This is a genomic window from Nitrosopumilaceae archaeon (assembly GCA_035631875.1).
Lineage (GTDB): Archaea > Thermoproteota > Nitrososphaeria > Nitrososphaerales > Nitrosopumilaceae > TA-20.
On record DASQHX010000011.1, the window covers coordinates 69,685 to 82,384 of the forward strand.

The following is a 12,700-nucleotide window of genomic DNA, read 5'->3' on the forward strand; positions in this document are numbered from 1 at the left end:
AAAATGTTGCGTAATCTACGTGCTATTTCAGAAAAAATTTGTCTGAAAATTTGATGTAATAAAATTTTAAATACATTAGAATTAATAATGTCCTAATGGATTTGACAGGTGTTTATGCAATGTTTGCAGCAATACTGGCTGCAAGTGGTTTCTTTTTGTTCATGGGAACTATAGGTCTTAAGGGGGACAAAAAAGAAGATGAATTGCATAAAGCAGAGAATACATAGAGTTATTCAATATGTTTAGCTGGTTAAGAAAAAAAAATAATTTATCTTCTCCAGAGTACAAATTTAGGCATAGCAGAAAAGAAGCTTCTGCAGATTATGTCAAGTATGGTGAAGATCTGGCAAATGGTAATAGACCAGAGGAAGCCTTGGAATATTTTGATAAAGCTATACAGATGCTGCCAACCAACGATTTTGCGTGGGGTGATAAAGGTTTGATCTTAGATAAATTGGGAAGAGCAGATGAGGCTTTAGAATCCTTTTCTCATGCAATTGCAATTGATTCTACCAATCCTATTACATGGCATAATAAAGGATTAACATTGATTAAATTAAAAAGATTGGAAGAAGCAATAGAATGTTTTGATCATGCAATAGAGAACAATGAAAAATATGCAAAAGCTTGGTATAACAAGGGAAGAGCGTTAACAATGCTAAATAAAGTTGACGAGGGGCAAAAGTCCTTTGATACAGCAAGGAAGCTTGATCCATTCCTTTATTCAAAGCTAAAGAAAATGCACTAATTATCTACTAGTCTCTTAACATAAAGAGTCTGTCTTAACTATATGAAGAAATTTATTAATTGAGAACTTGCTATTAAGAGAATGTTTGGCACAAAATATGGTTGTGGAGCATGTGGTGCTATTTTCAAAGATAGAGAAGATCTTTTAAAACATGCTCAAGACTTGCATGATAAAAAAACTACCTATTTGTGTATAACATGTGATGAATCATTTGAAAATGAATCCTCATTTCGAATGCATATGGCAAGAGATCATAGAATATAATTTTCCTTTTTTGGTTCTATAGTTATTCATGTTGTGTGTGTTGAACAAATTAGCAAATCAACAAAAAAACACAATTTCTTAACCTTTTTTTGAATTTCGTATATCAATTTCGACAGTCGAACTATCTGAAAAAACTCCAACCGCCATATTTAATAATATATAGTTACTAATTACAAGGAACATGGCTGATATTCCTCTCTATTATCCCGTTGTAGTTATGGCATTTGTTGCTGCGACTGCTGCCATAGGAGTTCTTGCAGTAAAATTTGTCAAGAAAAGTAGTAAACGTTACATTGTTGCAGGTAAGAGCTTGCCTTTATTTTTTATTGGTACAATGTTGGTTTCTGAAGCAGTTGATGGGAATGCATCACTTGGAAATGTATCATTATCAGCTTCGTTTGGATTCTGGGGTGGTGCAGTTATACCGCTTGGTTTGGCAATTTGCCTTGTCTTAACAGGTGCTTTCTTTGGAAAAAGATTCAACCGAATGAATATGATTACACTGGCAGATTTCTACTATAGGCGTTATGGAAATGTTACCGAAGTCATGTCAGGCACTTTGATGTCAATAAGTTTCATTGTACTTGTAGCTGGAAACCTTGGTGCAAGTGGTTACATTCTATCTGTAGTTTTAGGTATACCGTTGATCTATGCTATGTTGATTTCTACAGCTGTAGTATTATTGTATACATATTTTGGTGGACTATTTTCATGTGCATATACTGATATCTTCCACATCTATCTAGCAGTGGTTGGATTCTGGGCAGGTTTTATCTATTTCATTGGTCCTTGGTCTCCTATTCCGGGTGGATTGGAAACCATTGTAGCAAATGTACCTACTAACTTCATGGACATGTCTGGTCTATATGATGTTGGTAATGGCGCCCTAGTCAATTGGGCAGGCATAATATCATTAGGTATAGGGGATATTGTTGCACTAGACTTTATGGAACGTGTATTTGCTGCAGATGGTGGACGAACAGCTCAAAAGGGTTCGTATATGGCTGCAGGATTAACTCTGTTGATACTTATTCCTACTACAATGATGGGAATAATTGGACTAACAGTTGAACCAAATGTTGTTAAAGCTGATCCATATACTCTCTATCCAATTATAGCAATAAAGCACATGCCCGCGGTGATTGGTATCTTGATGCTTGTAAGTACGATAAGCTGTGGTATGTCTACAGCAAACGGAGGAACATTAGCAATTGCAAGTGTGTTATCAAGAAACATGTTACAACGTAACATTGTTACAAGATTTTTGAAAAGAGAAAAACTAACTGACAGACAATTGCTGGTGTCCACCAGACTTTTCGTTATCCCTATGTTCTTTACTGCATTTGCGTTAGGTTATCTAATTCCAAGACCTGGTGTTTACTTGATACTTGCCTTTGATATTGTCTTGGCAGGATGTCTCATACCTCTAGTCTTTGGAACATTCTGGAAAAAATCAACCTCAGCTGGAGCTGTGGCATCAATTGTTGTAGGTTCGGTGTTAAGATTAATCTTATTTTTCCTAATAACCAATGCGGCTCCTACAGATCCAATGGCTGCATATGCTGGATTAGATACAATGATTCCACCACTAATCTCACTTCCAGTCTTTATACTAGTGAGTTTGGCAACACAAAAGAGGAATCCACCCAGACATGATGTTGTGTATCTCATACCAAATGATTCTGATGTTGTTACTGGTGCAGATGTAAAAGATTGGGTTAACCCTATTGACACAAGACAAGTTGGCAGAGGAAGTCATGGGGGAGCAGTATGAGAGTGACTAGAACTCAAATGGAGCTGTAATAAAAAATGTCACAAAAAAATGCGGCAATAAAAAAAATATTATTGGCAATTGATAAATCTGGATACAAAGATAAAGCAACAGCATATGCAATAACACTGGCAAAATCTTTAGGATCTGAAATAACAGTGATTCATGTAATTGGTAAATCCTCACTTGGTGCAACTGCTGATGTCTTAGGTTATTACAGAGGTGGAAAACTGAAGGCATTCCAAGAAGCCTTGAAGAAGGATGCAGAAAAATTACTTGATAAAGTAGTACGGGCAGGAGAAAACGAAGGAGTTGTAGTAACTCAACAAGTCCTGATAGGCTCTCCCATTAAAAAAATCATATTAGATTACGCAAAGAATCACAAAATAGATTTGATAGTTATTGGAACTAAAGGCATGACAGGCATAGAAAAATTCCTCATGGGTAGCGTAGCTAACGATGTAATCGCCTATGCGCATTGTCCTGTATTGGCAGTAAGATAACTAAAATTTGCTCTAAATTAGGAGTTCGATTGTCGAACTAATTAAGGCGCTTTACCAGTAAATTTTTGACATAATCAGTGACATCAAGTCCATTTTGTAGTGCTTGTTCATTTAGCTGTTCCCAAATCTTTTTGTCAAATTTCTTTTTTGGATTAAAAACAAGACGTATAGTCAAAAGACCTTTTGGCGCTCCACGTTTTACTCCAGTTTTTATCATTATTTCTTGTAATTTACCTTCAGATACTGCATTTACCAATTTCTCTTGGAGTGATTTTGGTTTTCTTGCGATTTGTATTGCTTCATAAAGTGTAATTTCTCCACTTTCTATTGCTTGCTGTAACGGCTCTGCTAATGTCAGAACACTTAACCATTCACTAACTGTGCTCTTTGACAATCCATATTTTTTGGAGACGCCTGTAATGCCAGACTCTGTAGAGTCAACCAATTTTCTTACCATCTTTGCTTTTTCAATTGGGGACAGATCTTTGCGGATTAGATTTTCAAACAATGATGCAGCTTCTGCTTCTGCACCCTCAAGCTCAGTTACTACCGCAGGGATCTCTCTTGATCCCTTTGCACTTAGTGATAGAAATCTTCTACGACCAATTAACAACTTGTATCTCTTACTTGCATTATCAAATCTAACTACAACTGGTTGCAGTAATTCGAACTTTGATAAATGATCTTTAATCAGCTGGTCCTTAACATCTCTTCCAAAAGGATGATCTTTTCGTACATTTTCATCAGCTATATCTATTAGCTTAAGAGGAATGTTCTTTATTTTCATAAATGAATTTGATTACTAAATCTATTTATAATTTCCTTCTCTTTGTAATTTACCATTTTATCACTAAAATGTACAATATTTACAATAACTTTGGAGTAAAATGTAGATTACGCATCATTTTTCCGCTGTAAATCAGTAGTTTACATTTTTTACCCCAAACCTTAAATCATTTTTGAAAGTAGTAGTTTGAACTATGGAAAAAATCAGTATTGGATTTGATACAAAAACTGAAGAACTCCTAGACAAAATATCATTTCTAAGTTATAATATTGCAACATATAACGCTGTGAACGGTGAACTAGGACTTGATAATGAACCGGTCTCAGTAGATGAAATATTTGATTTCATAAATGACTTGAAACATGAAGGTGAAGTGCCAAATATGCCAAACATAACAAAATTAGATGTTTTGTTAACTTTCAAGCTGCTCATGAATGCAGGATTAGGCAAACGAACGAGTCCTGATCTTACTGTTCTATCAAACTAATAGGCATAATTCACAGCTGGTTGTAAAGAAATTAAGTTCTATAATGTCAATATTTTTTTTGCAGAATTAATTCTTTCTAACAAGTCTTTAAGAAATACATCTGCAAAATGTTCAAATGTTTTTACACCATATTCTGTTTCATATTCTTTCTTCCTTTGGTTATACTCTGAAATTAGCCAAGTAAAATCAGCCTCTTTTAACTTGATAATGTTGTTTTGAGAGACTGCCTTAGATTCAAACATGTTAAGCATGAAGATGCTTGCAAATTTTGTAAAGTTGTTTGCTCTGTATTTTTTTTCATATTTTTCCTTTAACACTTCATAGTTCTCTTCAAACCATTCTTTAACATCTGATCTTACTGTTAAAGAAGTATATCTTCCTGAGAAGTCAATCTTTATGTTATACATCCCTACTGTATAGTATTTCCGTTTTATCTCATTCATCATAATTATCAAGGCACTAGGAAGAAACATCCCAGGATAATATTCATCCGTATCCTTTTGTAGTTCAGATATGATCGCAGGTTTTAGTCCTATGGTTCCATATCCCTGACTTGGCATGAGAATGTGATCAATTGGTTATTTTAAAAATCTTTAATTAGTATTTAAATAAAACCAACGATTTGATTGCTTCTGCTTCCTTATGATTTCCTATAAACATAAAATTGATTATATAAAAAATAATTAAAAATATTTTTTGACAATGATTCTATAAAGGAACCATTGTATCAATGAGTCTGGCATTCGTTACATGACCATCTTTTTGTTGAATGACCAAATCTACAGTGTGTTTCAATTTGTTTAACAGAAAAGTCACTTGTACATCCCATGAATCTTGAGGCCCCTTTTCTGGTAATGCAAAGAGTTCTCTTATCTTGAAATCTTGGATTTCTGTGCCATAGAGTGACTCTGTTGCTTTCTTGGAAGCTTTTTCAACTTCGTCACGTGTATTGACGGGATTCATGATGTAATTTATACTTAGTAAATATAAAAATATATTGATTTTCGATTGTCGAACTAAAACAAGTGATACAATCTTGCCATGGCTAGTTTTTGAGATGGTTCTGTTGTGGCTAGTTTTCCATCAACTGTAACTTTGTAAGTTTCAGGATCAATCTCTATTTTTGGAACTAAATTATTGTAGAGCATATTTTTCTTACCAATTTTTCTACAATTTTTAACTGGAAGTAATTTCTTTTTCAAACCTATTTTTTTTGATAGCCCATTCCGTATTGCTAGTTTTGAAGTAAAAGTTACAGACGTAGTATGTATTGCTTTTCCAAGTGCACCAAACATTGGACGGTAATACACTGGCTCTGGTGTTGGAATTGATGCATTGGGATCACCCATCAAAGAATAAGCTATAAACCCACCTTTTATTACCATTTTAGGTTTCACGCCAAAGAATTCAGGACTCCAAATCACAATATCAGCTAATTTTCCTGGCTCTAAAGAACCAACATAATCAGAGATTCCATGTGTTATTGCTGGGTTGATGGTAATTTTTGAAAGATATCTTTTCACACGAAGATTATCGTTATCTTCTGATTCTTTTGTTAAACGACTGGACATTTTTTTCATTTTATCAGCTGTTTGCCATGCTCTGATGCTCACTTCTCCAACTCTACCCATTGCTTGACTATCAGAAGAATACATGCTTAGAGCACCAATATCATGTAATACATCTTCTGCAGCTATTGTTTCACCTCTAATTCTTGACTCCGCAAAGGCCACGTCCTCTCTTACAGAGGGATTTAGATGATGACAAACCATCATCATATCTATGTGTTCATCTAGAGTATTAACCGTAAACGGTCTTGTTGGGGTTGTAGAAGAAGGAAGAATGTTTTTCTTACCTGCTATTTTCATGATATCTGGTGCATGTCCACCACCAGCACCTTCTGTGTGATAAGTATGAATTGTTCTTCCGGCTATTGCTTCAATTGTATCATCAACAAAACCGCATTCATTTAGCGTGTCTGTATGGATAGCTACCTGAGTGTCAGTTTTATCTGCAACACGTAATGCTGCATCAATAGTGGCAGGAGTAGAACCCCAGTCCTCATGTAATTTCAAACCACAAGCTCCTGCTGCAATTTGTTCCATTAATGCAGGTTCCAAGGAATCATTTCCCTTACCTAATAGACCAAAATTTAGTGGCAGATCATCCAGAGCTTCAAGCATTCTGTGAATGTTCCAAGAACCAGGAGTGCATGTTGTTGCCTTAGTACCATCAGCAGGCCCAGTACCTCCTCCTATCATTGTTGTAGTTCCACTGCAAATTGCCTCTACGGCTTGTTGTGGAGAAATAAAATGAATATGAGTATCAATTATTCCAGGAGTGCATATAGTGTGTTCTCCAGCTATTACCTCTGTGTTTGCAGATATTACCATGTCAACTCCATCCATGACGTTTGGATTGCCTGCTTTTCCTATTCCAGCTATTAACCCGTTTTTGATACCAATATCTGCTTTGATAATTCCAAGTACAGGATCCATGATAATTGCATTTGTTATTACTAGATCAAGTGAATTTTTACTAGTAACACCACTTGCTTGTCCCATTCCGTCTCTAGCACTTTTGCCACCGCCAAAAACTATCTCGTCACCATAATTTTGAAAATCTTTTTCAATTTCGATTATAAGTTCAGTATCAGCTAGTCTAATTTTGTCGCTCTTTGTAGGACCATAAAGATCAACATATTGTTTTCTTGGAATTATCAATGTCATTTCTGATCAATATTTTTGAATCCTTTTTTTCGCATTTTTTTTAGAGCAATCTGCTTTTTAGAAACGAGTTTGCCATTCACAAGACCATTGAATCCATATACTGTTTTCAGACCACCGTACTCTGTTAATTCTACCTCTTTTGTGTCACCTGGTTCAAACCTAACTGATGTTCCTGCTGGTATATTCAAATGATAACCGTATGCCCTCTCGCGAGAGAAGACAAGAGCCTTATTAGTTTCAAAGAAATGTGTATGAGAGCCTACCTGTATTGGCCTGTCCCCAGAGTTGCTAATCTTAATCTTTACAGTCTTCTTACCTTTATTTGCAATAATAGGCGTGTCATTTAAGAAATATTCTCCTGGGATCATTGCTATACTATCGGATCGTGAACTGTGACAAGCTTGGTTCCATCATCAAAAGTTGCTTCAGTTTGTACTGTTTTAATCAACTCGGGAACACCAGGTAACACATCGTCTTTTGTTAACACTTTTCTTCCTGAGCTCATTAGTTCTGAAACCGATTTTCCATCTCTAGCTCCCTCAACTATATGATCTGCAATAAGAGCTAAAGCTTCTACATAGTTGAGCTTCAATCCTCTTGCCTTTCTTCTTCGTGCAACTTCAGCTGTCATAAAAATATAGAGTTTATCAATTTCTCTAGGGGTAAGCATCATATCAATATCTATCATGACCTGTTGTATTTAATATTTATAATAAATTACTATGATCACAAAATATAATTTCATAGCATTATCTAGACTGTCATGCTTACAATCACATCTGTAATAGGAAATATTTTTGACGACAAAAAACTAATGATGAAATTCAAACAAATGGAATCCAAAAAAAGATGTGAAAGACTAAAAATATCACGCCTTGAGTTAGAAAGAAGCAGAATTAGGAAGAAAACAGATTTTGGAACAGATGTAGGTCTTATTCTTGATTCTGGAACAAGACTATATCATGGCGATGTCATAATATCAAATACCAACAAATTCATCATGATTGAACAATTGCCTGAGAAAGTGATCTCTATAAGAATAAAGAAACTAAAGAAAAATTCTACTGGATTAATAACGTTAGGGCATATTATAGGAAATAGACACAAACCAATTGTAATCAATAATGACATTCTATACTTTCCAATTCAAGCGCATTCTGAAGTTGAGGTGTTTAAAAAACTATTAGATGTAGTAACTAATCTAGAGATTGATGTAGAGGAGCAGATTTTTCAACCTCAACATGGAATGTATATGCATGAACACTGATCACGAGTTTTTTTTAATGCAGCTGGCAGATTCTTTTTTTCCATCTGGCATGTTTGGACTGTCGAATGGTCTGGAATCACTTGCAAAGCATGATAGAATCAAAAACGAACAAGATGTTTTAAATTTTATTGAACAGCAGATAAAATTTCAACTTGTACCTTGCGATTGTATGGTTTTCTTAATTGCTATGGAGGCTGCAAAAAATGAGAACATTGAAGAACTTGTGGAAGCAGATAACAGATTCTATTCTATAAGACTCATACGAGAAGTAAGAAACACATCTGTTAGAACTGGTTCACAAATACTGAATTGTATTATTCAAATGACATTTGACAAAAAGAAAAGTAACACTGCAAAAAATTTTCAAAAGAAAATAGCATCTAATGAAACTGTTGGAACATATCCTGTTTGTCTAGGAATAGCTGCAAATCTTTTGAATATTCCAGCTAAAAGTGGTGTACGCATGATGCTTTATTCATTTAGCCAAAGTGTCATAGCAGCAGCAATTAGACTGGGAATAATAGAACACATAAGCGGTCAGATAATTCTAACAACGCTTGCCGACAAGATTAATTCTATTTCAACGAACATTAAGAAAGAATCGTTAAACAGCCTTTGGCAACTAACACCTGTGACAGATATTTTTCAAATGATTCATGAACATGATGATTCTAAAATGTTCATTACATAATTTAGAGGTGCAACTAGATGTTAAAAAATAAAAAAATACCGAAAGTTGGAATTGGTGGTCCTGTAGGATCTGGAAAAACACGTCTAATTGAGAGAGTGGTACCCATTCTCATAAAAAGAGGTTACAGGTGCTGCATAATATCAAATGATGTAATATCAAAGGAAGATGCAGAAAGAATGCAACGAACGTTATCTACAGAGCTGAAAGTTATGCCTGAAAACATGATTATAGGAATAGCCACAGGTGGTTGTCCACATACTGCTATACGTGAAGATCCGACAATAAATTTGGCAGTAATTGAAGAAATCGAAAAGAAAGATCCTACTCTTGATCTGATTATTATTGAAAGTGGAGGCGACAATGTCATGACCACTTTTAGTCCTGCACTTGCAGATTATTTCATTTACATAATAGACGTAGCTGGAGGAGACAAGTATCCAAGAAAAGGCGGATTGGGAATAGAAAGTAGCGATTTACTTGTGATCAACAAAATTGATCTTGCAACACATGTAGGAGCAGATCTTGCTGTAATGGAAAGGGATGCAAAAAAAATACGAGCAGAAAAATCCTATGTTTTTGTTAATTGTCAGACAGGTGAAGGCATAAAACAAGTCGCTGAAAACATAATCAAATCAGTACTGTTTGATAAAAAACCAATTGTCAAAAAGGATCAAATAAAATGAATTCACAAATTCCAGATATTTTCAAGAATTATGTAAACAAGAAATTAAAGATGCCAGGTCAAAATGGTACTATAGAGATAGAGATTCAAGTAAATGAAGATTCTAAAACATACATTAAATCACTGCTGTCAAAAGCACCATTTTTGATTCAAAAAGCGATGTATCCTGATACAGATTACCCAAATTTTGCCCACATCTACATAATGTCATCTTCTGGAGGTATTTTGCAGGGAGATGAACAGAAAATTGATGTTGTCATGGGTATGAACTCATCAGCAAGAATTACCACTCAATCAGCAACTAAAATTTACAAGATGGATGGTGGTTATGCTTCTCAATACATTAACATACATAATCAGGAAGGGAGTTATCTGGAATTTATTCCACATCAGATCATACCATTTAAGTCATCTAGATTTTATCAGGAAGTAAATCTTGAGGTTGCAGATAATGCAATTTTGATCTACTCTGAAATTATATCCGCAGGTAGAATTGCGTCTGGTGAAAAGTTTGATTTTGATCTATGCTTTCTTCGTACATCAGCTTATAGAAATGGTAAGATGCTGTTTACAGATGTCATGAGTTTGAATAAGAAAGATAAATCAAATCTTGAATCTGTATTTGGAGGAAAGACTATCTTTTCTACCGTTTACATAATTGGAAATTCTATTCAAATAGAAAGCATTGTAGACAAGATTAATTTAGCAACCAAAAGTGATTCATTATTAGCTAGCTCTTCGTCTTTACCTTATGATTCTGGTATTATTGTGAGAATGCTTGCTGATTCTGTTTCTGAAATCATATCTCTAACAGAATCTATATCTGGTATTCTTAGAAGTGTTGCCAAAAAAAATTATAAAATAGAACCTACAATTTCAAATTCGTCAATAGATATCGCATAAATTTTTTCTGTTTCTGAAATTTTTCGATCTATTGATCAGAAGTTTTATAATTACTAAATCCAGTGTACTTGCATGAGTTCTACAAGAGATTTGCTTGGAGGCGGTACACAATATTCTGTAGGAGATGAGGTTAGAAGATACAATCTACTTGCAGGCAAATTAATTGCAGATCTCATCAAAAGTTCATTTGGACCAAGAGGATTTGAAAAAATGTATATTGATCTTTTGGGCGAAGTTACTCTTACTAAAAGTGGTTCTACAATATTGCGCAAAATTGACGTTGAGCACCCTGCCGCCAAGACTATGATAGATGCATCAAATTCAGTTGATAATGAAGTAGGGGATGGAACAATATCTGTAGTTATTTTAGCTGGTTCTCTTCTTGAAAAAGCAGAAAAATTATTGGATCTGGGCATGTCTCCTTCTACAATTGAGACAGGATACAAAAAAGCAGCAGAGCAGTCACTTGATATTGTAAGATCAATTGCGAAATTATATAATTATAAAAATAAAGAAGTGATGATTAGATTAGCTGAAACATGTTTACGATCAAAGGCTATTTCGGTACTATGTGAAAAAAAATCTGTAGCGAAATTAGTGACTGAGGCATTTTGTACAATAGCAGATTTTACAAATAAAAAAATTGAGCCAGATGACATAAAGATAGAAGAAAAACCAGGTAATACGTCAGATATTGAACTAATCAGAGGAGTAGTTATTGACAAAACAATAGATCATTCTGCTATGCCAAGATTAATTGAGAAAGCTAAGATTCTTTTGATTAACGAAGAACTTGATAATGAGAGAACCAAAACTGATGCAGAAATAACAATCAACACACCGCAAGAAATGCAAACATACATTTCAAAAGAAAATGATGATGTCAAGGAAAAAACTCAAAAGATAATCAATTCTGGTGCAAATGTTGTAATTTCCCAAAAAGGGATCAGTCTATTGGCTCAACACTATTTGTCTAGGGCAGGCATAATATCACTTCGTCGAGTAAAAGAAAATGATCTCCATTGGCTATCAAAAGCAAGTGGTGGTCTAATAACAAATGATCTTGATATCATAACTGAAAAACATCTGGGATTTGCAGACAAAGTTTATGAAAAATTCGTAGGCGATGACAAAATGGTATTTGTAGAGGGATGTAAAAACCCAAAATCAGTCACTATCTTATTGAGAGCAACTTCTAAAAGAATACTTGATGAGTATCATCGTTCAGTAGTTGATGCTATTACAGTTCTAAAAGATTTCTTTATCAGCCCATCAATAGTAGCTGGTGGAGGTTCCACTGAAACAATTATTGCAAATGAGCTTAGAAAAAGATCATTTTTGATTGAAGGAAGAAAACAAACCGTAATTCAAAATTTTGCTGATGCTCTAGAAGAAATTCCATTAACCTTAGCTAGAAATTCTGGAATGAATCTAGTTGACACAATTGCTCAATTGAGAAACAAAAACTCTGAACACAACAATGGAAGTGTTCACTCATGGTACGGAATAGATGCAATTGAGAGAAAAGTTGGAGAAATGTACTCTAAAGATATTATCGAACCTCTTGTGGTAAAAGAACAAATAATTAAAACAGCTGTTGAAGTAGCATCATTATTAATTCGTGTAGATGAAGTTGTTATGAAAAAACCTGCCATGTACACCCACACACATGGTGATGGTACTACTCATTCTCATACAAAAGGAAACAAGCCACATGATCACTTTGATAAGCTTGGTAAGATGCAACGACCATCTCACCATTATTATTAAAATATATATCTAGTCTGCGGTCTTTTATAATTCTCAATTTTATATAGTATGAATTTCTTAAAATTTCATTTTTGATTTAGATAGATTTTATATATCTA

General features: G+C 34.4%; 17 protein-coding genes. 11 read left to right on the plus strand and 6 right to left on the minus strand.

The genetic code is table 11. The features are described 5' to 3' along the window. The first annotated feature begins 95 nt into the window (after positions 1 to 95). From VEU72_07250 to VEU72_07270, 5 genes are all read left to right on the plus strand, one after another. Positions 96 to 227 (plus strand): hypothetical protein, encoded by a 132-nt coding sequence (locus VEU72_07250; protein HYL66934.1) that lies wholly within the window; start codon positions 96 to 98, stop codon positions 225 to 227. 11 nt (positions 228 to 238) lie between these two features. After that, complete coding sequence (locus tag VEU72_07255) at positions 239 to 748, plus strand: tetratricopeptide repeat protein (GenBank protein ID HYL66935.1); 510 nt, start codon at positions 239 to 241, stop codon at positions 746 to 748. Between the two features lie 81 nt (positions 749 to 829). Further along, positions 830 to 1,012, plus strand: coding sequence for a C2H2-type zinc finger protein (locus tag VEU72_07260; protein ID HYL66936.1), 183 nt, complete (start codon positions 830 to 832; stop codon positions 1,010 to 1,012). Positions 1,013 to 1,193: 181 nt separating this feature from the next. Then, positions 1,194 to 2,786 carry a hypothetical protein gene (locus tag VEU72_07265; GenBank protein ID HYL66937.1) on the plus strand — a complete coding sequence of 531 codons (1,593 nt, stop codon included), beginning with the start codon at positions 1,194 to 1,196 and terminating at the stop codon, positions 2,784 to 2,786. Between the two features lie 35 nt (positions 2,787 to 2,821). After that, positions 2,822 to 3,286: a universal stress protein gene (locus tag VEU72_07270; GenBank protein HYL66938.1), complete on the plus strand. Its 465-nt coding sequence runs from the start codon at positions 2,822 to 2,824 to the stop codon at positions 3,284 to 3,286. A 37-nt stretch (positions 3,287 to 3,323) separates the two neighbouring features. Here VEU72_07270 and VEU72_07275 read toward each other — a convergent pair whose 3' ends face one another. After that, on the minus strand, positions 3,324 to 4,073 hold the full coding sequence (locus VEU72_07275; protein ID HYL66939.1) for a ParB/RepB/Spo0J family partition protein: 750 nt from the start codon (positions 4,071 to 4,073) through the stop codon (positions 3,324 to 3,326). Positions 4,074 to 4,266: 193 nt separating this feature from the next. On the opposite strand from VEU72_07275, the gene VEU72_07280 reads away from it, so the two are divergent. After that, complete coding sequence (locus VEU72_07280; GenBank protein HYL66940.1) at positions 4,267 to 4,560, plus strand: hypothetical protein; 294 nt, start codon at positions 4,267 to 4,269, stop codon at positions 4,558 to 4,560. Positions 4,561 to 4,598: 38 nt separating this feature from the next. Here VEU72_07280 and VEU72_07285 read toward each other — a convergent pair whose 3' ends face one another. The 5 genes from VEU72_07285 to VEU72_07305 all read right to left on the minus strand — a co-directional run bounded on the left by VEU72_07285 (position 4,599) and on the right by VEU72_07305 (position 7,977). Further along, positions 4,599 to 5,120: a hypothetical protein gene (locus VEU72_07285; GenBank protein ID HYL66941.1), complete on the minus strand. Its 522-nt coding sequence runs from the start codon at positions 5,118 to 5,120 to the stop codon at positions 4,599 to 4,601. 148 nt (positions 5,121 to 5,268) lie between these two features. Then, positions 5,269 to 5,523, minus strand: coding sequence for a hypothetical protein (locus tag VEU72_07290; protein HYL66942.1), 255 nt, complete (start codon positions 5,521 to 5,523; stop codon positions 5,269 to 5,271). Between the two features lie 53 nt (positions 5,524 to 5,576). Continuing rightward, the gene (gene ureC, locus VEU72_07295) at positions 5,577 to 7,289 is read right to left on the minus strand and encodes an urease subunit alpha (GenBank protein ID HYL66943.1); all 1,713 of its coding nucleotides are present in this window, start codon (positions 7,287 to 7,289) and stop codon (positions 5,577 to 5,579) included. Next, complete coding sequence (locus tag VEU72_07300) at positions 7,286 to 7,657, minus strand: urease subunit beta (GenBank protein ID HYL66944.1); 372 nt, start codon at positions 7,655 to 7,657, stop codon at positions 7,286 to 7,288. The genes ureC and VEU72_07300 overlap by 4 nt, the downstream gene beginning before the upstream one ends. A 2-nt stretch (positions 7,658 to 7,659) precedes the next feature. Beyond that, entirely contained in the window at positions 7,660 to 7,977 is a 318-nt protein-coding gene (locus tag VEU72_07305) for an urease subunit gamma (protein ID HYL66945.1), read from the minus strand. A gap of 75 nt (positions 7,978 to 8,052) precedes the next feature. Here VEU72_07305 and VEU72_07310 point away from each other — a divergent pair, with 75 nt between their 5' ends. The 5 genes from VEU72_07310 (at position 8,053) to thsB (ending at position 12,602) form a co-directional block, all read left to right on the plus strand. Further along, positions 8,053 to 8,556: a Urease accessory protein gene (locus VEU72_07310; protein HYL66946.1), complete on the plus strand. Its 504-nt coding sequence runs from the start codon at positions 8,053 to 8,055 to the stop codon at positions 8,554 to 8,556. Beyond that, the gene (locus tag VEU72_07315; GenBank protein HYL66947.1) at positions 8,546 to 9,247 is read left to right on the plus strand and encodes an urease accessory UreF family protein; all 702 of its coding nucleotides are present in this window, start codon (positions 8,546 to 8,548) and stop codon (positions 9,245 to 9,247) included. The genes VEU72_07310 and VEU72_07315 overlap by 11 nt, the downstream gene beginning before the upstream one ends. Before the next feature lie 17 nt (positions 9,248 to 9,264). Next, positions 9,265 to 9,930, plus strand: coding sequence for an urease accessory protein UreG (gene ureG, locus VEU72_07320; protein HYL66948.1), 666 nt, complete (start codon positions 9,265 to 9,267; stop codon positions 9,928 to 9,930). After that, complete coding sequence (locus VEU72_07325) at positions 9,927 to 10,832, plus strand: urease accessory protein UreD (GenBank protein ID HYL66949.1); 906 nt, start codon at positions 9,927 to 9,929, stop codon at positions 10,830 to 10,832. Before ureG ends, VEU72_07325 begins: the two co-directional genes overlap by 4 nt. A gap of 72 nt (positions 10,833 to 10,904) precedes the next feature. Continuing rightward, positions 10,905 to 12,602, plus strand: a complete 1,698-nt coding sequence (gene thsB, locus VEU72_07330) for a thermosome subunit beta (GenBank protein HYL66950.1) — start codon at positions 10,905 to 10,907, stop codon at positions 12,600 to 12,602. The last annotated feature ends 98 nt before the right edge of the window (positions 12,603 to 12,700 follow it).

Coding starts and splice junctions, on each gene's coding strand:
- VEU72_07250 (HYL66934.1), top strand. CDS start 96: ATGGATTTGACAGGTGTTTATGCAATGTTTGCAGCAATACTGGCTGCA.
- VEU72_07255 (HYL66935.1), top strand. CDS start 239: ATGTTTAGCTGGTTAAGAAAAAAAAATAATTTATCTTCTCCAGAGTAC.
- VEU72_07260 (HYL66936.1), top strand. CDS start 830: ATGTTTGGCACAAAATATGGTTGTGGAGCATGTGGTGCTATTTTCAAA.
- VEU72_07265 (HYL66937.1), top strand. CDS start 1,194: ATGGCTGATATTCCTCTCTATTATCCCGTTGTAGTTATGGCATTTGTT.
- VEU72_07270 (HYL66938.1), top strand. CDS start 2,822: ATGTCACAAAAAAATGCGGCAATAAAAAAAATATTATTGGCAATTGAT.
- VEU72_07275 (HYL66939.1), bottom strand. CDS start 4,073: ATGAAAATAAAGAACATTCCTCTTAAGCTAATAGATATAGCTGATGAA.
- VEU72_07280 (HYL66940.1), top strand. CDS start 4,267: ATGGAAAAAATCAGTATTGGATTTGATACAAAAACTGAAGAACTCCTA.
- VEU72_07285 (HYL66941.1), bottom strand. CDS start 5,120: ATGCCAAGTCAGGGATATGGAACCATAGGACTAAAACCTGCGATCATA.
- VEU72_07290 (HYL66942.1), bottom strand. CDS start 5,523: ATGAATCCCGTCAATACACGTGACGAAGTTGAAAAAGCTTCCAAGAAA.
- ureC (HYL66943.1), bottom strand. CDS start 7,289: ATGACATTGATAATTCCAAGAAAACAATATGTTGATCTTTATGGTCCT.
- VEU72_07300 (HYL66944.1), bottom strand. CDS start 7,657: ATGATCCCAGGAGAATATTTCTTAAATGACACGCCTATTATTGCAAAT.
- VEU72_07305 (HYL66945.1), bottom strand. CDS start 7,977: ATGATAGATATTGATATGATGCTTACCCCTAGAGAAATTGATAAACTC.
- VEU72_07310 (HYL66946.1), top strand. CDS start 8,053: ATGCTTACAATCACATCTGTAATAGGAAATATTTTTGACGACAAAAAA.
- VEU72_07315 (HYL66947.1), top strand. CDS start 8,546: ATGAACACTGATCACGAGTTTTTTTTAATGCAGCTGGCAGATTCTTTT.
- ureG (HYL66948.1), top strand. CDS start 9,265: ATGTTAAAAAATAAAAAAATACCGAAAGTTGGAATTGGTGGTCCTGTA.
- VEU72_07325 (HYL66949.1), top strand. CDS start 9,927: ATGAATTCACAAATTCCAGATATTTTCAAGAATTATGTAAACAAGAAA.
- thsB (HYL66950.1), top strand. CDS start 10,905: ATGAGTTCTACAAGAGATTTGCTTGGAGGCGGTACACAATATTCTGTA.